This window comes from Corallococcus sp. CA053C (assembly GCF_003611675.1).
In the GTDB taxonomy this organism is placed as follows: Bacteria; Myxococcota; Myxococcia; order Myxococcales; family Myxococcaceae; genus Corallococcus.
This window is the reverse complement of sequence record NZ_RAWA01000190.1, coordinates 1-17,915: the sequence shown is the minus strand read 5'-3', so window position 1 is coordinate 17,915 and position 17,915 is coordinate 1. Positions and strand designations below refer to the sequence as shown.

The following is a 17,915-nucleotide window of genomic DNA, read 5'->3' as shown; positions in this document are numbered from 1 at the left end:
GGCGTCTCGGCCGGGGGCCCGGCGGCCGGCGGGGCACCGCTGGCGCCGCCGGTACCGGTGCCGGGCTTGAAGGCCTCCTCCACGGTGGTCTCCACGCGGCGCACGGCGGTTTCAATCTTCTCCGCGGCGGTCTTGGTGGTGGCGGCGGCCCAGGTGCGCAGCTGCTCCAGGCCTTCCTTGACCTTGGCCTGCTTGTCCGGGTCCTTCACCTCCTTGAGGAGGCGTTCGGCCTCACCGCGGAGGTCGTCCGTGGTGCGCTTGAGGTCCTCGCCGGTGCGCTTGAGGAAGTCCATCAACTGCCTGTCCCACTTCTCGGCCATGAACTGTCTCCTCCGTCTGCCTGAACCCATCCAACTGCACGGCTGACAGGAGCGCAAAGCCTTCCGCCCTGTCCAGACAGGACGGCGGGATGCGCCATCCATTGCCATGTGGCAGTGCGTCAGGCGTCCTGTCCGGGAGCAACCGGAGGACCGCGCGACAGTCGAATGGCCGACACGGTAGGATGCGGGCCCTCTGCCGGGAAGACCGCTGAAGCGCGGGCCCGGTGCTGGAGCATCCCATCATGTCGCGGTCCTTCCGGGCGGTCTGGTCACTGGCCCTGCTCACCTCCGTCGTGTCGCTGACCGCGTGTCCCTCCGACGATGAAGGGGACGGCCCGCAGCTGCCCGCGGTCGCGCTGCACGCGGCGACGGCGGGGGCCCCCTACGAGCAGGTGCTGACGGCGACCGGGGGCACGCCGCCCCTGAACTATTCGGTGGGCGCGCTGCCGCCGGGGTTCTCCTTCTACGGGGACACCGGGCGGCTGGTGGGGCCCGCGACGGAAGCGGGCGAGTGGACGCTGAAGGTGGGCGTGCGCGACGCGAAGGGCGCTGAACAGACGCGGAGCTACTCGCTGCGCGCGTGGCCCGCGCCGGTCATCACCAGCGCGTCGCCGTTGCCGGCCGCGACGGCGGGCAGCCCCTTCACCTTCACCTTCAGCGCCACCGGGGGAGCGCCGCCCTTGACCTGGTCGCAGGTGAACGGGGCACTGCCGCCGGGCCTGGAGCTGCCCGCGAACGGGGTGCTGTCCGGCACGCCGCGGGACCCCGCGCTGTATGAGTTCACGGTGCGGGTGGAGGACGCCAACGGGGTCCGCGTGGAGGCCGTGATGCGGCTGCCCCTGCGCACGCCGACCGGAGAGCTGCCCGACGGCGGCCCGGTGACGGACGGCGGGACGAAGCCGGACGGCGGGACGACGGCGGACGGCGGGACGACGGCGGTGATGCCCCTGAAGGTGGGCAACTGGAACATCGAGTGGTTCGGGGACACGACGCCCGGCAATGGCCCGGACGACGAGCCGCTGCAGCTGGCCAACGTGACGGCCGTGCTCGCGGACGCGGGCCCGGACGTGATGGCGGTGGCGGAGATCGTCAGCGTGGATCAGTTCAACGCGCTGAAGACGGGGCTGCCCGGCTACGACGCCATCCTGTCCAACGACTCCTCGCGGGTGGGTGGCGCGACCTACTACTACAGCGGGACGGACCAGAAGCTGGGCCTGTTGTTCAAGACGGACGTGGTGCAGGTGCTGGCGGCGAACGTGGTCCTGTCGTCCTGCGCCAGCGACTTCGCCGGGCGACCGCCGCTGCGCGTGGACCTGCGGGTGACGCGGAACTCCGCCTCGGTGGACCTGACCGTGATGGTGCTGCACATGAAGGCCTTCGCGGACGCGGACGCGTACAGCCGGCGTCAGGGCGCCGCCGCGTGCCTCAAGGAGTACCTGGACACGAACCTGCCCACGCAGAACGTGCTGGTGATGGGGGACTGGAACGACGACGTGGACAGCTCCATCTACACGCAGAGCCCACCGACCCCGACCCCCTCGCCGTTCCAGAACCTGGTGAGCGACCCGGCGCACTACAAGTTCCTCACCCAGCCGCTGTCGGAGGCCGGGGTGCGCTCCACGGTGAGCAACACCCAGTTCATCGACCACGAGTTGGTGACGAACGAACTGGTGCCGTACCACGTGGCGGCGTCCACGGAGGTGCTCCGGCCGCTCATCACCAACTACAAGAGCACCACGTCCGACCACTACCCCATCTTCAGCCGCTTCGACTTCGGCACGCAGGCACAGGCGCGCAGCGTGAAGGTGACCGCGCCCAACGGCGGCGAGACGCTGCAGGCGGGCAACACGTTCGCCATCACCTGGACGGTGAGCAACGTGTCGACGGTGAACGTGCAGTACTCGCTGGACGGGACGGTGTGGCGCGACGTGGCGACGAACGTGGCGGCGGGGGGTGGGCGCTACACGTGGACGGTGCCGAACGAGGCCTCCACCACGGCGCGGGTGCGGGTGGCGGACGCGACGCGCGCCGACGTGGCGGACCTGAGTGACGGGCCGTTCACGCTGACGCGGCCCACGGCGCAGGTGTTCATCAACGAGTACCTGGCGCAGCCGAACAACGGCCCGGCCGGGACGCCGGACTACGACCAGCAGTTCGTGGAGCTCTACAACACGGGGCCGGGGTCGGTGGACCTGAGCGGCTGGAAGATCCACGACGCGAAGTCGTACGCGGGCACGGACCCGGCGCGGCACACGTTCGCGGCGGGGACGGTGTTGCCGGCGGGCAAGGGGTACGTGGTGTATTCGGGGGCCTCGGCGCTGCCGCAGGACACGACGTACGCCACGGCCTCCAACGGCGGCGCGGGCCTGCGGTTCGACCGCGGCGTCAATCAGAGCGGCGCGGGCGACACGGTGTACCTGGTGCGGCCGGACGGCACGGTGCAGGACAGCCACTCGTACGCGAGCCCGGTCATGAATGTGATTCAGGGCTATTCGTTCAACCGTTCACCGGACACGAGCGCCACGGGGAGTTGGGGCCTCTGCTCGGACCTGTTCAACTACACCGCGACCCCGGGCCGGCGGGCGAACGGCAGCGCGTTCTGACAGGGACGTGGCGGTACGACTTCCCTCCGGAGAGCTGCTGGGGGGAAGCATGACGGTTCGCACCCGGGCTGCGGTCTGGCAGCGCTTCACGGCCCCTGGAAGAGGCGCTTCCATGACCAGACTCTTCGACCAGGTGGAAGTGCTCGGGCGGATCTGGCTCGACGATGCCCCCCCGACTCCCGGAAGCGAGGAAGCGCTGCGCGTCGCCGCGACGGCCCTCCGCTTCATCCAGACGTCCGGGCTGACCTACGAGTTCGAGGACTATGTCCAGAGCCTCGACGCCCACGCACCGCCCCTGGTCATTGGCCGGTTCGCCACTCGGGAGGAAGCAGCGGCTGGGATGAAGGCCCGGAGGCGGCCCCCCGAGGTGGCCTTCGTGCTGATCGCGGACGCCTACTACTCCGCGATGCACAGCCCTTCGACGGGTAGGACGTATCTGGTCCCGCAGCCCCTCATCCTGGAGTACTACCTCGCGGAGATGGCGAACGAGGGGCCTCCACCTTCGGGCCTGTCCTTCGCCTCGAAGGCGGAGGCGGAGGTCTGGCTGCACCAGCAGCCCACGCCACCCCTCCAGGTGATCATCGACATCGCGGGGGCCCCGTACCTGGCCGCGTACCACCACCGCATCGACTACCGCGTCCTCTATCCCCTGCCCCCACCCACGCCTCCCTCATCCGAGGACCCTGAAACACCTCGAACAGGGAATGCCGAATGAATGCTGAAGCTGTTGGGAGATGCTTCATGGCCGTGGCGCTGTGCGTGCTGCTGTCGGCCTGTGGGGCAACCCGGGCGACGGTGGCCCCTGCCCCGGAGGAGCTTCCCCGGAGGGTGCTGCTCCTGCGGGAGTCACCGGACGGGAGCTTCACGGCGGAGTGGCGGCCCGCGGGGGAGTTCGACCTCGCCAGGTATGTGAGGGCGGAGGAGGGGCCGCGCATCGTGCGGACCGCGCGCTCCGTGCGCGACTGCGACGCGGAGAACCTGGAGTGCGTCCGGGAGTGCATGAGCCGCCCGCTGGGTGGCGACTTCGGGCATGTCAGCATCCCGCGCGGAAAAGGTGGGAAGAACGACCACTGCGTCAAACAGTGCGAGCCGGCCTACCGCGACTGTCTCGACCTGGAGAAGCTTCGTCCCCAGGAGTTGTCCTCCGCGGAGGAGGTCTCGGACTGGGCGAGTCGTCACCGGACATCCCTGCTGGTGGGAAGCGTGGTCGTCATCGCGGGTGTCGTTTTCGTCGTCGTGTCCGCAGGGGCGGGATTGGTCGTATTGGCGCCGACGCTGTTCTTGACGCTGTATCCGGGGGAGCCCGTATGTCCCCTGGCGGAAGCCCTCCCATGACAAAGCTCTTCGACCAGATGGAAGTGCTCGGGCGGATCTGGCTTGAGGATGCTCCCACCACCCCCGGAAGCGAGGAGGCGCTCCGCATTGCCTCGGATGCCCTCCGGTTCATCCATTCGACCGGGCAGGGCTTCGACTTCGAGGACTACGTCCAAAGCATTGATGCCAATGCGCCCCCCCTTGCCATTGCCCGGTTCGACACACGGGCGGAGGCGGAGGCGTGGTTGAAGGCCCAGAAACGACCGCCCAACTCCGCCTGCATCCTCATCGGGGACCAATACTTCACCGTGCTCCACAGTCGCGCCCGAGGATGGAGCCATCTGGGTCCCCTGGACAGCCTGGAGTACTACCTCGCGGAGATGGCGAACGAGGGGCCTCCACCTTCGGGCCTGTCCTTCGCCTCGAAGGCGGAGGCGGAGGTCTGGCTGCACCAGCAGCCCACGCCACCCCTCCAGGTGATCATCGACATCGCGGGGGCCCCGTACCTGGCCGCGTATCACCACCGCATCGACTACCGCGTCCTCTATCCCCTGCCCCCACCCACGCCTCCCTCTCAGGAGACGTGAGGGCACGGCACGCGGGCTACAGCCGGAACTGCACGCGCACGCCCGGCTGGATCCACAGGTGGAGCGCCTTCTGCTCGCTCGGAATGTCGTTGGTGACCTCCGCGCCCGCGAACACCGAGGCCTTCATCTCCGAGTACTGCCCCAGCGACGCCGAGACGTAGGGGCCCACCGCGATGGAGCGGGTGAGCTGGAAGTCCACGCCGAAGTGCGCGTGCCCCAGGTCCCAGCCGCGCAGGGTCAGCTTCACGAGCTCCCCGTCCTCACCCACCTCCACCGAGCCGGACTCGTAGCCCACGCCCACGCCCACCCAGGGGGCCACGAACGCGTCCGGCGCGAAGTGGTAGTCCAGGTCCACGCCGAACCGCAGCACGTGGCTGCTGCAGTCGATCTCCTCGTTGCACCGGTCGGGACCCGTCGCGACGCCGTACTGGAAGTAGGCGCCCAGGGAGAGCTGTCGCCCGAAGAAGTAGGAGAGGTCGACCTGCGGCGCCACCGTCTTGCCGAACGTGTCCGACAGCGCGGTGTCCTCCACCGCGTCCCCCACGGGGATGCCGTACGCCGCGCGCACGCCCAGCGCCAGCCCGGAGCCCGACGACGCATCGTCGGCCGCCGCCGGCAACGCCAACAAGGAGAGGGACATCACCAGCGAGGGAATGAAGGATCGAGCAGTCATGTCGTTCACCGGGAGCAGCAGGCTGTCCTCAAGACAGCGTTTGGATGCGTCGCCGCCGCGCTCTGCAAGGGCACGGCCATGGCGCGCGGCCCCTCCGACGCGGAGCCGGAGCCCCTCGCGAAGCATGACAGCCATGTCAGGACGTGAACGAACGCGGGTTCCGTCCCGCGCCCCGCGGGCGTCCGCGAAGGCTGACAGGTGTGTCAGTTCCTCGGAGGGCGGCCCCGGGAATTCACGGGCGCGGGCGGGGCCTCCCCGGGGTGGCCTGCTTCGTGCGAGGGTCCCGGCGAATTCCCGGCCCTGGGGCTTGGGGGAGGTCTTCACATGCGACATGGATGGCTGTGGCTGGGGCTGCTGGGGCTCGCGGCGTGTGGCGGGGAGGAACAGAGCCGGGTGGTGCAGCTCGCGGAGGTGGCAGGCTCCGGGGTCACCGGGACGCTCTTCGTGGACGAGAGCCCGGGCAGCCCGGGGCAGGAGGAGACGCGCTTCACGTTCACCACGAACGACACCCACCCGGATCTGGGGCGGGTCCTGTTGGGCTTCCTCCAGGAAGGCCGGTGCGAGTCGCTCGGCGACGTCGACGCGAGCGACCCCCACGCGAAGCCATTCACGGCCTACCAGGGCACGCACGCCTTCGCGATCCACCCGCGGGTGACGGACTTCAACGACGCCAGCGGCGCGGTCCTGGCGTGTGGCGACCTCTGAGGCACGCGCTCCCATGGACTCCCTGAACGAACACTCCGACGTCGTCCGCTGGCTGCGCACCGAGTGCGTGTCCCGGGGCCTCGCGCGCATCGAGCTGTCCGCCTCGTTGAAGCACCAGGGCGAGGTCTACGACGACACGCTGATCTTCACGGCCCCGAACGGCGCGCTGACGTTCGGCGCCCTGCCGGCGGCGCAGCGCGAGCAGGTCCAGGCCCTCTTGCGCCAGCACCATGCGGCCGACATCGCGCGGGGCAACATCGCGTTGTCCGTCGTCTGCGAAGCGAACGCGGCTCCGCGCATCCTGCTGTCGGACGACCTGCGGCGGCAGCGGGACGAGCGCGAGCAGGCGCGCGCCGAGGCCCACTTCGATGCCCGACCCTACGGGCGCGCGTTGGCGCAGCGGGTGGCGGAGATCCTCGATGCCGGGGGTGAATTGTCCGTCGCCATCGACCCGCGGGACGGCGTGTTCCGGGCGCTGTGGAAGCCCGGGGACGGGACGTACGCGCATGGGCTCCGGTACGCCCAGGGGGACTCGCAGCCGACGGCGACCTTCGCGTCGCGAGAGGAGTTCATCCGCTGGCTGGCACAGCGCAGCGATGAGGTCTTCGCCAAGGAGGACCACCCGGACGACCCGCGCATGTGGGGACTCGGGACGTTCAACCGCGCGTTCTTCGCCCGGAAGACGGGCCGTCGGTCGTAGCGGCGAGGACATTCCAATGAAAGTCTTGTGGCCCCTCCTCCTGCTTCAGATGGCGTGCGCAGGCACCCCCTCTCCGAACACGACCGTTTCGGGCGCCCCGATTGCGCGAGGCCCCTGGGCCGAGGTCCCAGCGATGGAACTTCCAACCGGCGATGCCTCCATCCCCATCGGACTCCTTCGAGATGTCGCGGACGCACTTCTCAAGCGACCCGGCGCCAAGGTGTGTGACCCGATAAGGCGGCGCCCCATCAAGGGACTCTCCACCGAGTACTGCGCCACGGTGTATGTCGCTGGTCATCAAGACTCCATGTCATGGCGGGTGACGGAGCCCATCCAAGGCGATCATGAGTCCTGCAACCCCTTCTTCGCCGTGACGGACGCGGACCATCCTTCATCCCAGGTCTGGGTCGTGGGGTACATCCACAACCATCCTTGCGCGGCGGCTCCTTCTTCGGAGGACTTGTCCTTGTGGCCCACGGATGCCTTCGACCCGACCGTCGCGATGACGGAGCTCCGAATGATCCCAGGCAATCCCGCCCCCGCCCTGTTCAAGGGAGAGGGCATCCAGATGTCCTCGGCATTGGTAGCGGAACGGCAGGACGGGACGCGCTTCTTCCTCCGCTATTTTCCAACGGGAGAAGTCCAGCAATGGAGCCAGTCCGCCTCGCGCTGGGTCACGCTCGGAACATGTGCACCGCGCAGGGCAAGTCCCCCCTTCAACAGCGCCCCCCAATGCCGCCCGGGGGCCCTGCGGCTCCTGAACGAGTGACCACCGCCATGCGCAAGGCCTTCATGCTTTCAGCACTCACCGCGCTGGTCTGTGGCTGCGCGCAGCCCCGGTCCGCGTGGAAGGGCGAGGTGCAATGGCCCGATGAACGGTCTTCCACCACCATCCTGCCCTTCACCGAAGCGTGCGCTGCCCAGGCCGCCGTGGGTGCGCTGCGAGAGGTCATCAGGTCCAATCCGCATCCCTATCTCTTCCATGGCTGCACAAGTCCCGAGCAGGGGCTCGATGTTGCTGTCTTCACGGGCCCGACCTCCGGCCTGTACTACGTCGCCGTGGAACAGCGGTTCAGTCGGTGTGGCGGACCCAATGCGCGTGTCCTCGACTGGTGGCAGGTCTATGCCGTGACGCCGCAAGGCGAAGTGGTGGCCAAGGCTCCCCGCACTCTCGATGCGCCCATGGATCAACCCCCTGTGCTTGAAGAGGCGCCTCCTCCGCCCACCGGCGGGGAGACCGCGCCCTCAGCTCCTGCGGACACCGCGACTCCTCCCAGCCCGCAACCCGCCCCGATCCCTGAAGAGACGAACCCAGGGTAGGCCTTTTCCTCAAGAATCCTTGAGGTAGTCTGAGATTCTTTCGTGCCCCCGTGAGTTTCCGGCCCGCTCGGGTCAGGACATCCCTCTTCGTGTCACCCCTATCTGTTAGGTTTGAAGGATGGAGGTGACCCGTGATGTCGCTGTCCTCTTCGGTCATTCCCGTGGTGGTGCTGGTGGCCGTGGTGGGTTCGGTGGCGGTGGCACAGCCTCGGACCGCACCGGTGCGGGAGCGCAAGGCCCGGCAGTTCACGCTGCGTGCGGAGGAGCCCCCGGTGCTGCTTCCGCTGCGCGTCGCCGCCCAGGAGGTGACCACCGTCACGTTCGATGCGCCCATCGTTCCGGACTCCGTGGACCGGGCCGCGCTCGCGCCGTTCTTCTCGCGCGTGGGCGTCTATGCGGACGCGCTCGTGCTCAAGGCCTCCGTGGACCTGCCCTCTGGCACTCGGCCCGTGATCACCGTGCGCTTCGCGGGGCCGGGCGCTCCTTCGCAGGTGGGGTTCGTGCTCACGACCGTGGACGGGGAAGTGGACTCGCAGGTGGAGGTCTTCCGGTTGGGGCGCAGCGCGCAGGACCTGGGAAGAGAGCTCGCGGACCTGCGGGCCCGGTGCGCGGTCACCGAGGCCGGACTCGCGACGCTGCGGGCGCAGTGCGCGTTCAGTGGATTGGGGGGCGCGGTACTGACGGGGGCTGTCACCAGCAAGGGCGTGACCGTGACCTACCTCTCGGAGGCACCCACCCGCATCGGCATGGACGCGGAGGGACCGCACACGCTCTATCGCGCCGGTTCCACTCGCGCGCTGGCGACCCTGCTGAGCAATCCCACGGACGGCGCTCCCTGGGTCCCAGGCTTCGCCCGCGTGACGCCACGCCTCTCCGAGGGCCGTGTGCTGCCGGCCCACGAATCCCCTCTGATCATGCGTGAGAAACACCTGGAGCCCGGCGCTCGTGCTGTCGTGGTGGTGGAGTGGCAGGTCCCTCCTGAGGCGACTCCTGGAACGCGCTTCACCCTGGAGTTGTGGGACCGGAACGGTGAACGCGGTGTCCGGTGGGAACAGGTGGCGCCATGAGCGGCGGTGACAGGCTTTGGGAGTGGAGGGCTCATGCGCGGTGAGCTTTCGTCCGGAGGGGCAGCACTGCGAAAGCCGGACGCACCCTTCCCCGTCGTGGTGTCCGTGGAGGCACTTCCCCCAGGCACCCGGTTGGCCCGTTGGGAAGTCCTGCAACGACTGGCGGCAGGCGGCTATGGCACCGTCTACGCCGTGCGCAGGGCAGGCAGACCGCGTGCCCAGCGATATGCCCTGAAGCTGGCCCGCCACCCTGACAGCCCGTGGTTCGCGCGCGAGGCGGAGATCCTCTCCCAATTGCGGCACCCCGGCGTGCCCCGGTTGATGGCTACCGGAACGTGGCGGCCGGGTGCCCTGGGCTACCCGTTCCTGGTGATGGAGCACGTGGAGGGTGAGTCACTCTACGCGTGGTCACTTGCTCGCAACCCCAGCGCACGTGACGTGGGCGGGCTGCTCGCGCAGTCCTCGGAGGTCCTCGCCTTCGCGCACCAGCGCGGCGTCCTGCACCGCGACTTCAAGGGCGACAACATCCGGATCCAACCCGAGGGGCGACTCATGCTCCTGGACTGGGGCGCGGGCTGGCATCCGGAGGCCGCACCGCTCACCGCGACCGACCAGCTTCCTCCTGGCACGGCGCACTACTACAGCCCCCAGCTCCACCTCCTTCGCGCGTCGGTGTCCTCAATCCAAGCCGCGGAGCGCCCCCTCTACTCGGTGGCGGATGAGCTGTATGCCGTGGGCGTCAGCTTCTACCGACTGCTGACGGAGGCCTATCCGGTCGCCGCGTCGAGGGCGGACGCAGCACGGCTCGAGGAGGGGCACGCGTTCCCTTCCCTCCTGTCGCTCAATCCGCGTGTACCGGAGGCACTGGCCTCGCTGATCACCCGGTTGCTCGCCTTCTCGCCCGAAGCGCGGCCCCCGAGTGCTTCCGTGCTGGCCTCCGAGGCCCGACAAGCCCTGGCGACCGCGGACGCGGCCTGGGACGTGCCGCTGTTCGACTGGGCCCATCCTCGCTCTCCACAGTCACGCACCACCGAGGAGGAGGCGGGCGCGGCGGGCCCGGTGGCGCCCGGACAGGAAGTGGCGCTCCAACATGCGCGCCTTCAACGCGTGGACCGGCTCCGCGCCCTGCACGACGCGCGAGAGCTGCGCCGCCGAGCCCCGGCCCATGTGGCCCGCATGGAAGCGCGGGCCATCCTCGCCGCAGGCCCGGTGCGTCGCCGACAGGCGCTCCGTGCGACCTGGCGCCGGGGGACAGGTGGCATCCTCTTCGTCATGGCCATGGGCTTGCTGACCTGGATCCTGAAGCCCCATGCAGGGGCATCCACGGTCGACGCCGCGCGCCCTGTGTCACCACCGATGGCGCAGCCGGCGGCGCCCGACCAAGCTGCCGCGCCCGGGGCGGCCCCTCCTTCCCATGCGCCGCGCCCGCTGGAGGAGAAAGCCATGACCGTTCCCTTGAAGCAGGACCGCGCCTCGCACGCACGCTCACTCGCGAGGGGCTGCACGTTGGCCGTCGGCGCTGCGTCCACGCTCGTCGCCTGCGCGGGCACACCCCTGCGCCCTGAACCGCAGCGCTGCCCACAGGCAGCCCTGGAGGCGATGAAGGAGCTGGACCTGCAGAGGGATAACAGGGCCGCCATGACGCTCGACATTCGCTACACGTGGCGGAACGATGCACAGACAGTCACCGTCGGAGATGGCGACATCGTCAGCGTCCAGAAGGAGAGCATGGGTCGCCTCCCGCAAGGCACCCTGCTCTACGGCCGGCTGTGGACGGGTGGCGAGCGGGTCATGGGCCGCTACACGCGCGCGGAGACACCCGACGGCCGCACCTATCCTGTCTGCCTCGTGCTCGGGAATCCCGAAGAAGGCTGGTGGAAGGAGGCGGGCTCCAAGCCCGGCGCCGCCATCGTGCCTCGGAGCGTGGGCTACACCGTCGTGGACGCCTTCCCCTGACGCTGACGGTGGGAACCGGCGACGGCATGCGTGAGACGCTCCCCTCGTAGTAATGGGGGCACATGCCCAAGGACCAGGATGCGGAGAAGGAGCAGCCCCGCCGCGTCGTGCTCTACCATCCCAAGCCGCTCGAAGGCTGGCGCTACGCCGTCTACACGGAGCCGCTCACGATCCTCGATGGGCGGCTGCTCGAGTGCCCGCCTTCTGCCCCGTTCGAGGAAGCGCGGACCTTCATGCTCCAGCACCTGACCCGGCTCTACGGGGGGCACTCCACGCTGCGCTGGGAAGAGGACAAACCCGGCGGGTGGACGGGCCACGTGGTCGACCCCGCCGCGCCCTGACACCCGATACACCGGGCTTGAATCCTCCCGGCCCGTCGCAGGGACGGAGCATCCACGTGCTGCCAGGAAACGAGCAGTCGGTGTTGGACCTCTTCAGCCGGCGCGTCATCGGCTGGGCCATGGACCACTGCATCGACCGGCACCTGGTGCTCTCGGCTCTCGATATGGCGTTGACGGGCTCGGCCACGTCAGCCCCGTCGAGTTCGAGAAGGCTGCCTCACAGGTGCCGCTGGCACCAGGGGAACCCTGGCCAAGAGGAGGACTAGTATCTGTTCATGTCTCCGCAGCCCCCCTCTGCCTCCCTCTCCTCGCGTCTTCCGGGCCTGGACACCCTTCGAGTCTTCGCGATTCTCGGAGTCGTGGGCCGGCACTATCCACACACCGGAGCTCCAGCCTGGTTCGCGGAAACCACCAGGTTCGGATGGACGGGCGTGGACCTGTTCTTCGTCCTCAGTGGCTTCCTCATCGGCCGCCAATTGCTAGAGCCCATTGCCGCTGGCGAGCGGCCGCAACTCCTCTCGTTCTACCTGCGCCGCCTCTTCAGGATTCTGCCGAGTTACTGGGCCGTGCTGGCGCTGTATGCCCTGGTCCCCACGGTGCGGGGAGCGGAGAGCATGGGGCCCCTGTGGAAGTTTCTCACCTTCACGCAGAACATCGGCTTCGAGGGTGGGCCCTTCGGACACGCCTGGTCGTTGTGCGTCGAAGAGCAGTTCTATCTCGTACTCCCGCTGCTGATCCTCGCCCTTGCGCCTCGAGTAGGAGTGCGCGGAGTCGGCATCCTCTCACTGGGGCTGATCGCCGCGGGCGTCCTGCTTCGGAGCTTCGCCTGGGAGTCCCACCTGGCTTCGGTCCCGGAGGGAGTGCCCCTCAACCCCATCTATTGGAAGTGGGTCTACTGGCCGACCTGGAATCGTATGGATGGGCTCCTGGCCGGAGTGCTCCTGGCCCTGGTTCACGTTTTCCGGCCTGTCGTCTGGGAGCGTTGGCGGCGTGCGCCTCTGTGCTCGGGCCTGCTCGCGCTTGTGAGTCTCTCCCTCGCCTGGCCCCTGTGCGCCGCGAACAAGACGCTGCTGGGCTGTGCCGTCCTCTTTCCGGTCCTTGCGGTCGGCTTCGCGGCGCTGGTGGTCTTCGCCGCCTCGGACGAGGGAGCACGAACGCTCGGGCGCATGCCCGGCGCAAGGTGGCTCGCGTCCATGACCTACTGCATGTACCTGACACATACCTTCACCAAGAACCTCGCCCTCGATGCGATGGAAAAACTCGGGTGGGGGCCTTTCCATCCAGCGACGGTGCTCGCCTACGTAGGGTGTCTCCTGGCAGCCTCCACGTTGCTGCATGTCGCTGTCGAGCGCCCCTTCCTTCGGCTTCGCGAGTACTGGATGCGGTCCAGCAGAGCCCACCCGTTTCCTCGGAACGACGCCGAGCGCACACCGGGCCGCCCGCCCCATGCCTCTCTTCCTTGATTCCTCGCTCGCAGTGGCCGCCAACCGCCACGTCACCTGCACGAACTTCAGAGTCACTTGAAGAGCCTGTTGAGCGAGAAAGGAGCCGAACAAATACGTGAGGAAGGGGCTATCCCGACGGGCCACGTGGTCGACCCCGCCGCGCCCTGACACCCGACGCACCGGATTTGAATCCAAACGGCCGCCCCGACACGTCCTCCGCTCAAGAAAACGCGCCTTGTGCGTTGGGTCACGACCCGATTCCCAAGGTCATTTCGTATTTCTTTTCCAGAGGGGCCCGGTCAGGCCCGTCGCAGGGACGGAGCATCCACGTGCTGCCAGGAAACGAGCGGTCGGTGTTGGAGGCCTTCCGCCGGGGGGACACCCCCGTGCTCACCCAGGTCTACCGCACCTACTCGCCGGAGGTGCTGCGCTACCTGTCGCGCCGCTTCTCCGTGCACTCGGAAGGGGGGGCGCGGTCGGTGGCGCTCACGCCCCTGGACCTGGACGCGGCCCACCAGGAGACGTTCGTGCGGGCCTTCCGCCCCCACATGCGCCAGGCCTACGACGGGGTGCGCCCCTACCTGGGCTTCCTGCTCACGGTGGCGCGCTCCACCGCCATCGACCTGATGCGCGCCTCCGGCCGGGTGGCCCGCGAGGCCGTCCCGCTGGAGGACGCGCCGGAGCTGGTGCACGCGCCCGACGACAGCCGCACCCCCGAGGAAGAGGCGCTCAGCTCCGAGATCCGCGCCCTGGTGCGCCGCTTCCTGGACGCACTGCCCGAGGAAGGCCGCGACCTGGCCCAACTGCGCTTCATGGACGGCCTTTCCCAGGAAGCCGCCGCTGACCAGCTGAAGCTCACCCGCGGCGAGGTGCGGGTGCGCGAGCGCCGCCTGCGCTTGCAGTTCACCGAACACCTGAAGGACTCGGGCTGGTTGGACAGTGACGCCGCACCGGGACGCCTGGAGCTGGGCCTCATGCTGGCCACCCTGTCCCTGTGCGCCATCCCATTCGGGAGCCTCCCATGAAGTGGTACGAACGCCATGTGGACGCGGGACTGACGCGCTGGTCCCTGGGCGAGCTGTCCGCCCCTGAATCCTCGCGACTCCTGCGCCACGCCCACGCCTGCTCCCGCTGTGGCTCCCGCTACAACAAGTGGGCCCGCGCCCACCGCGTCTTCGAGTCCGGCCAGACGGACACCCCCACCACCATGGAGCTGGAGACGCTCACCGTCGCGGGCCTGGAGGCCGCCCTCGGCGCGGCGGCCCCTCCGGACGCGGCGCACTCGCGGTGGCCCACGCTCGCGGTGCTGGGCGCCACGCTCGCGGCCCTCTTCGCCGTGGTGGTGGTGCCCACCGTCCGCCCCACCCCCACGGAGCCCGAGTGGAGCCCGAGGGGGGTCGTGCATGATCCCGCCCCGCCCGCCGTGCCGCTCGCGCAGCCCGTGCTGCGCATCTTCTGCGCGGCCCCCGGCCAGTCGCTGCGCGAGGTGCGCACGGGGACGGCCTGCGCGCCGGGCGCCACGCTGGCGTTCGCGGCGGGTGCCCGTCCTCCCTACACCCACGTGGCGGTGCGGGTGCGCGCCGGTGGGCGCGAAGAGGTCAACGGGCCGTTCGCGCTGAGCGGCAGTGCGGGCGAGGAAGGCCCCCTGGAGCTGACGGTCGCCCTGCCCGCGACCTCCGATATGGCCGAGGTCACCGCCGCGTTCTCCGAGCACCCGGACGCCACCCTGGCGGCCCTGCGTGGGGGGACGACGGAGGGGGTGGTGGTGCTCAGGCAGGAGGTCCGGGTAGAGGAAGGACCATGAACAAGTGGGAGATGCTGCTCGGAGCGGCCCTGTTGCTGGCGGCTCCGGAGGCATTGGCGGACACGGTGCGCCGGGCGCTCGTCATCGCGCACAACGGCAGTGATGATCCCGCGCTCGCGCCCCTGCGCTACGCGGACGACGACGGCGTGCTGTGGGCGGAGACGCTCAAGCGCCTGGGCGTGGACACCACGCTGCTGGTGGACCCGGACGAGCCCACGCGCGACGCGGGCAGCCTCGTGCTGAAGGGCGCGCACGCCCCCACGCGCGAGGCGGTGGCGCAGGCCGTGAAGCGGCTCCAGGCGGCGTCGCTCGCGGACCACGCGGCGGGGCGCCAGGTGGACGTGCTCATCATCTACGTGGGCCACGGCAACACGGACGACGCGGGCCGCGCCTACTTCACGCTCGCGGATGCGCGCCTGGACCGGACCAGCCTCTACTCGGAGGTCGTGGATCCGCTGGGCGCGGACTACGTGCACGTCATCGCGGACGCGTGCCGCGCGTCGGGCGTGGTGGGCCGTCGCGGGGGGACGCCGGACGCGGCGCTGCTGGCGGAGCTGCGCGGGGTGCTCGCGCGCGAGCAGCTGGCGTCGCGGCCCAACGTGGGCGCCCTCTTCGCGGAGAGCGACGACGGGGAGACGCACGAGTGGTCTCGCATCCGCGCGGGCGTCTTCAGCCATGTGGCGCGCTCCGGCCTGCTGGGCGGCGCGGACATCAACGGCGACGGACAGGTGGAGTACAGCGAGCTGGCCGCCTTCGTGGCCGCGTCGCTGCACGGCGTGAAGGGCATGCCCGCGCGGCTGTCGGTGAACGCCTTCGCGCCCACGGCGGCGCCCCGGCGTCCGCTGGTGGGCCCGGCGCCGGAAGGCCCCAGCGTCACCTTCCCCGCGGGCTTCGAGTACGCGCGCCTGTCCGTGGAGGACGCGGACGGCCAGCGGCTGGTGGACGTGCGGCGCTCGCTGCAGCAGTGGACGCAGATATTGCTGCCGCCTCGTGACGTGTACTGGGTGCGCGCGCCGGACGCGGAGGCGCGCGTCACGCTGGCGCAGCTGTCCTCGGGGCCACCGGAGTTCCACCCCCGGGAGTTGCAGGAGCGCGGCCCCGCCGAGGAGGCGCTCCGGCAGGGCCTGTTCGCCGTGCCGTTGGATCGCTCGTTCTACGACGAGTACGTCGTCGCCGCGGGCCTGGTGCCCGTGGACTTCACGGTCTTCCAGCCGTCCGCCATCGGCGGCCTGATGCCGCGCCTGAGCGCCCCGCCGTCCGCGACGGGCTCCGCCTGGGAGCTGGGGCTGGGCGCGGGGCGTTCGCCGTTGGGCCTGGCGAGCTTCGCCACTGGCCCCAGCCTGTCGTGGCGCACCCCGTCCGCCTCCGTGCACCTGCTGTACTACGGCGCGCGCGGAGCCTACGGCGTGACGCCGCTCGCGTCGCGGGACGGCATCCGCCTGCACCGCTTCACGCTGGAGGGGCTGGTGGGCCTGCAGAACCCGGCGCGCACGCCACTGTTCGCGGAGGTGGGGGTGGGCTGGGGAGTGCTGGGCCTGACGGCGCCCGGCGTCCGGCAGGCGGATCCGCTGTTGCTCACCAGCCACGTGGCCGCGGGCGTCACGGGGCGGCTCGCGGGCATGAAGCTGCGGCTGTCCGCCCAGGTAGGCCTGGACCGCGTCACCGCGAATGGCCGGACCGGAATGGATCCGCAGTACGGATTGGAAATCTCCCTGCGGCGCTAGCGGACACGGGCCGTAGGGCCCGGCCGTGTCCGTGTGCCGTGCGCTGAAGTCGCACGCCGCGCCAACCCCGAGCCCCTGACGGTCCCTTCCGTGGCCCACTCCCTTGTCATGCATGCCGTGGTGTCGGGCGCCGCCCTGTCGGCGCTGCTGCTGACAGGCTGCGACCCCATCTGCGTCAACAACCTGACCCCGGCGGACAGGGGCTTCGCCTACAAGAACGACGCGGGCGTCTGTGTCGTCGTCGTGGGGAGTCTGGACAACGACGCGGGGACCGAGGACGGTGGGCCGAAGGATGGAGGACCGGAGGACGGTGGGCCGCGAGACGGGGGACCGGAGGACGCGGGGACCGTGGAGCCCGGCTGCGTGGAGCCGGGGTGGACGACGCGGCTGCTGGACGAGGGCGCGGACAACGCGGAGATGGCCTTCCACTTCGATGCGAACGGCGTGGGGCACTACGCGTACGTGAAGGCCTCACGGCTCTACGTGGGCACCACGAAGCCGGGCGACACGCCCCGGCGCATCGACGAGGCGTTGAGCTTCCAGCCCGTGCGCATGGTGCGGGACTCCCTGGGGGCCCACCACGTCCTCTTCACGCAGAACGACTGGGTCTACTACGCGCATGACCGGACAGGCACCTGGGAGACGCACGCGCTGTTGCAAGGCCTCCCCGCGGCGCTGGCCTTCGATGCGTGGGGCGGGCTGCACGTGCTGATGCAGCAGACCGTGCCCCAGCAGGGGACCATCTACGTCCACGGGCTTCGTCCTGGCACGACGGGCTGGCGCACGACCCAGCTCACGGGGCTCGGTCCGGTGGGGGAGCTGGAGCAGCTGGTGGTGGATGCCTCCGACCACCTCCACTTCCTCTTCATCAGCAAGGGGTCCATGGAGAACAGCCCCGTGTACGCGACGAACGCGACGGGCGTCTGGACCGCGGAGCGCCTGGACTGGAAGGTGCCCACCAGCGCGGGGCGCCCTCGCTTCCAGTTCCAGGTGGATGCGCGGGGGCGCCCGCACGTGATTGGCTCCGACGCCGCGGGCACCTGGTGGTGGGTGAAGGACGGGGCCGAGTGGCAGCGGCAGTTCATGGGCCCGTACCAGAGCTACTCGCCCGCGCTGCACATGGGGGACGACGGCCCCACACATGCGCTCGTGCAGGACCGGGACAACAGGCAGTTCAGCCGCATGTCCGTGTGGGCGCTGACGCCTGGGGCGGATGCTGGGAGCGTCACGCCCTGGCTGCCGGTGGAGTCGTCGGATGGCGGGGTGGCCTTCCCCGTCGGCACCGCGCTGCACGTGGAGGACGGGGGCGTGGTCCGGGTGGGCTCCCCGTACATCGCCTATACCCCCGTGGATGGC

15 protein-coding genes and 2 pseudogenes are annotated in these 17,915 nt (G+C 69.8%); 15 read left to right on the top strand and 2 right to left on the bottom strand.

What is annotated here, in order from left to right:
* Positions 1 to 320, bottom strand: a pseudogene (locus D7V97_RS23760) (transcriptional regulator); the annotation flags it as partial.
* Between the two features lie 242 nt (positions 321 to 562).
* On the opposite strand from D7V97_RS23760, the gene D7V97_RS23755 reads away from it, so the two are divergent.
* From D7V97_RS23755 to D7V97_RS23740, 4 genes are all read left to right on the top strand, one after another.
* Positions 563 to 2,923 (top strand): lamin tail domain-containing protein, encoded by a 2,361-nt coding sequence (locus D7V97_RS23755; RefSeq protein ID WP_233583141.1) that lies wholly within the window; start codon positions 563 to 565, stop codon positions 2,921 to 2,923.
* Positions 2,924 to 3,035: 112 nt separating this feature from the next.
* A complete protein-coding gene (locus tag D7V97_RS23750) occupies positions 3,036 to 3,638 on the top strand; it encodes a head protein (protein ID WP_120612944.1) in 603 nt (200 codons plus the stop codon).
* A 26-nt stretch (positions 3,639 to 3,664) separates the two neighbouring features.
* Positions 3,665 to 4,258 carry a hypothetical protein gene (locus D7V97_RS46035; RefSeq protein WP_233583139.1) on the top strand — a complete coding sequence of 198 codons (594 nt, stop codon included), beginning with the start codon at positions 3,665 to 3,667 and terminating at the stop codon, positions 4,256 to 4,258.
* Positions 4,255 to 4,824 (top strand): head protein, encoded by a 570-nt coding sequence (locus tag D7V97_RS23740; protein ID WP_120612943.1) that lies wholly within the window; start codon positions 4,255 to 4,257, stop codon positions 4,822 to 4,824. The genes D7V97_RS46035 and D7V97_RS23740 overlap by 4 nt, the downstream gene beginning before the upstream one ends.
* Before the next feature lie 16 nt (positions 4,825 to 4,840).
* On the opposite strand, the gene D7V97_RS23735 is transcribed toward D7V97_RS23740, so the two are convergent.
* On the bottom strand, positions 4,841 to 5,497 hold the full coding sequence (locus D7V97_RS23735; RefSeq protein ID WP_147444948.1) for an outer membrane beta-barrel protein: 657 nt from the start codon (positions 5,495 to 5,497) through the stop codon (positions 4,841 to 4,843).
* Positions 5,498 to 5,821: 324 nt separating this feature from the next.
* Between D7V97_RS23735 and D7V97_RS23730 the strand changes: the two genes are divergently transcribed.
* The 11 genes and pseudogenes from D7V97_RS23730 to D7V97_RS23670 all read left to right on the top strand — a co-directional run.
* Positions 5,822 to 6,202, top strand: a complete 381-nt coding sequence (locus D7V97_RS23730; protein WP_120612941.1) for a hypothetical protein — start codon at positions 5,822 to 5,824, stop codon at positions 6,200 to 6,202.
* A gap of 13 nt (positions 6,203 to 6,215) precedes the next feature.
* Entirely contained in the window at positions 6,216 to 6,902 is a 687-nt protein-coding gene (locus tag D7V97_RS23725) for a hypothetical protein (protein WP_120612940.1), read from the top strand.
* 777 nt (positions 6,903 to 7,679) lie between these two features.
* A complete protein-coding gene (locus D7V97_RS23715; protein WP_199728913.1) occupies positions 7,680 to 8,222 on the top strand; it encodes a hypothetical protein in 543 nt (180 codons plus the stop codon).
* 134 nt (positions 8,223 to 8,356) lie between these two features.
* Positions 8,357 to 9,289, top strand: coding sequence for a DUF2381 family protein (locus tag D7V97_RS23710; RefSeq protein ID WP_120612939.1), 933 nt, complete (start codon positions 8,357 to 8,359; stop codon positions 9,287 to 9,289).
* Between the two features lie 33 nt (positions 9,290 to 9,322).
* Positions 9,323 to 11,245, top strand: coding sequence for a serine/threonine-protein kinase (locus D7V97_RS23705; protein ID WP_120612938.1), 1,923 nt, complete (start codon positions 9,323 to 9,325; stop codon positions 11,243 to 11,245).
* Positions 11,246 to 11,307: 62 nt separating this feature from the next.
* Positions 11,308 to 11,586 (top strand): hypothetical protein, encoded by a 279-nt coding sequence (locus D7V97_RS23700; RefSeq protein ID WP_120612937.1) that lies wholly within the window; start codon positions 11,308 to 11,310, stop codon positions 11,584 to 11,586.
* Positions 11,587 to 11,861: 275 nt separating this feature from the next.
* Entirely contained in the window at positions 11,862 to 13,049 is a 1,188-nt protein-coding gene (locus D7V97_RS23690) for an acyltransferase (RefSeq protein ID WP_120612935.1), read from the top strand.
* A gap of 311 nt (positions 13,050 to 13,360) precedes the next feature.
* Positions 13,361 to 14,056, top strand: coding sequence for an RNA polymerase sigma factor (locus D7V97_RS23685; protein ID WP_120612934.1), 696 nt, complete (start codon positions 13,361 to 13,363; stop codon positions 14,054 to 14,056).
* The gene (locus tag D7V97_RS23680) at positions 14,053 to 14,835 is read left to right on the top strand and encodes a hypothetical protein (protein WP_199728912.1); all 783 of its coding nucleotides are present in this window, start codon (positions 14,053 to 14,055) and stop codon (positions 14,833 to 14,835) included. The genes D7V97_RS23685 and D7V97_RS23680 overlap by 4 nt, the downstream gene beginning before the upstream one ends.
* On the top strand, positions 14,832 to 16,559 hold the full coding sequence (locus D7V97_RS23675) for a caspase family protein (RefSeq protein WP_120612932.1): 1,728 nt from the start codon (positions 14,832 to 14,834) through the stop codon (positions 16,557 to 16,559). Before D7V97_RS23680 ends, D7V97_RS23675 begins: the two co-directional genes overlap by 4 nt.
* 90 nt (positions 16,560 to 16,649) lie before the next feature.
* A pseudogene (locus D7V97_RS23670) lies at positions 16,650 to 17,915 on the top strand (hypothetical protein); the annotation flags it as partial.